Source organism: Infirmifilum sp. (assembly GCF_049970975.1).
Lineage (GTDB): Archaea > Thermoproteota > Thermoprotei > Thermofilales > Thermofilaceae > Thermofilum > Thermofilum uzonense.
This window is the reverse complement of record NZ_JBMFLX010000173.1, coordinates 1-2,255: the sequence shown is the minus strand read 5'-3', so window position 1 is coordinate 2,255 and position 2,255 is coordinate 1. Positions and strand designations below refer to the sequence as shown.

The following is a 2,255-nucleotide window of genomic DNA, read 5'->3' as shown; positions in this document are numbered from 1 at the left end:
TGGACTATGACAGGCTCCTATTCGCCGTGCAAACATACTACGCGTTGATACTCAAGCTCCTGGCCGCAGAGGTGGTGTACCTGTACGGCGGCGGCAGGTTCTATAAGTCATACGTGGCGGAGCTAGACGACGCCTACACGGGGGGCGGCGCGAATGCCCTCAAGAAGGCCCTCGCGAGCCTTGAAAGCGGTGGCACCTTCAAGCAGTTCGGCATAGAGAACTTCCTTGAGGGGGACTACTTCTCCTGGTACTTAGAAGAGCTAGACCAGAGCCTGGCGGACGTGCTGGCCGAGATAGCTAGGAGGTTGGCGGACTACGAGCCGGCTACCCCGCAGCTCGAGCCGGAATTCGCTAGGGACCTCCTCAAGAGGCTCTACCAGCACCTGTTGCCAGAGGACATCAGGCATAACCTCGGAGAATACTACACCCCGGACTGGCTAGCGGACTTCCTACTGGACGAGGTGGGGCTGTCCAGGGAGGGCCTTGAGAGGCTCGGCTCCGAGAATAGATTGAAGCCCCTAGAAGTGAGGGTTCTGGACCCGGCGTGTGGCTCCGGGACCTTCCTGGTTAGGTATATTGCTAGGCTCCGGGACTACGCTAGGGAACACTTCCTAGAGGACATCATGCTGAAGTACCTACTCGAGAACGTCGTCGGCTACGACTTAAACCCCTTGGCCGTGCTCGCGGCCAGAACGAACTACCTGCTAATGATAGCCGACCTGCCTAGGAGGGGAAGCATAGAGATACCCGTGTACCTGGCGGACTCCATAATGGTTGAAGAGAGGGCAACGCTATTTGGAAACGTATACGTGTTGAAGACAGTTGCAGGGGAGTTCCAGCTGCCTGCGAGCATCGTTGAAAAGGGCTTGCTTCCAAGCATATTAAGTGAGGTAGTAAACGGGCTGAAGAACAGGTACTCGGCGGTGGACTTCAAGAACAGGATTAAAGATGTATTTAAAGAGTTTTCAAGCGATGAGATAAACGTCCTAGGCAAGCTCTATGAAACACTCCTAAGACTTGAGCTTGAAGGCAAAAACGATGTCTGGGTATCGATATTAAGAAACGCGTTCGCACCAATGCTCAAGGGAAAATTCGACTACGTAGTCGGAAACCCGCCATGGGTAAGATGGGAGGATCTGCCTGATGAGTATAGAAAGATAACTAAGCGATTATGGGAGAATGTGTATGGTCTTGTAGGATCAGGTGCCGGCGGATTTAAACGGGATCTGGCTATGCTCTTCCTGGCAAGGTGCTTCGACCTATACCTGAAGCCCGGGGGCAGGCACGGCTTCCTGATGCCGTTCACCGTATTCAAGACACAGGCGGGCGCCGGGTTCAGGAGGTTCCTGGCATCCAAGTCCAGAATCATCAAGATCCATGACATGGTCACCCTGTACCCGTTCGAGGGGGCGGTGAACAGGACTTCCGCCATCGTTGTAGAGAAGATCTGCGAGCTGAGGGACATCGGCTCGGGCAGGTGCCAGGAGGTAAATAACATCATGGCTAAGAACAAAAGGGTAAATCACGTTGTCTGGGTCAATAAAACAGGTAAAGCTATACCAACCGATACGCCCCTCGAGCAGGTACTAAAAATGACGGATAGGTTTGACGCTATTATGGTGCCTCTCGTGGACGGCGATGTGACGAGCCCGTGGATGCAGGTGACCGAGGAGATGCTCCAGTATGTGAGGAGGATAACCCAGGGATCCTCGCTATACAAGGCGCACGCAGGAGTCAATGTAGCTCTTAACCAAGTCTACTATGTTCGGGTTAGGGGTAAAACTCCGGACGGCAGGCTAGTGATAACAAACCCGCCCGAGCCCGGGCAGAAAAAGAAGGTTAAACAGGTCGAGGCCGTTGTCGAGCCAGACCTAGTCTACCCGCTGATTAGGGGGAAAGATGTAGAGAAATGGTTTGTGGAGTATAAAGGCAGGTACGTAATACTTCCGCACGATCCTAAGACAGGTAAGCCGCTAAGTGAAATCGATTTCAAAGTCAAATACAAAGATACGTTCTCCTACTTAAACCATTATAGGGATGAGCTTATTACGAGATCAATCAAGCCATTCCTATCGCAGTTAAAACAATTGAGGGAATTAGAGAAAACGAAAACAGATCTCGAGAAAAGCCTTGCTCGAGCGAAGAATGATGAGGATAGGAAGAAAATACAGAGCAATTTAGAAAGCGTGGCTAAGAGCATTGAGAAAATCAAAAACGAACTATATTCTAAATTCTACATAGTTGATAATATAGGC

The 2,255-nt window shown here is 51.3% G+C and carries 1 protein-coding gene; it reads left to right on the top strand.

Going from position 1 to position 2,255, the window contains the following annotated elements:
- On the top strand, window positions 1-2,255 hold a 2,255-nt coding region (locus ACP5KC_RS10200; RefSeq protein WP_428287508.1), incomplete at both ends, for an Eco57I restriction-modification methylase domain-containing protein.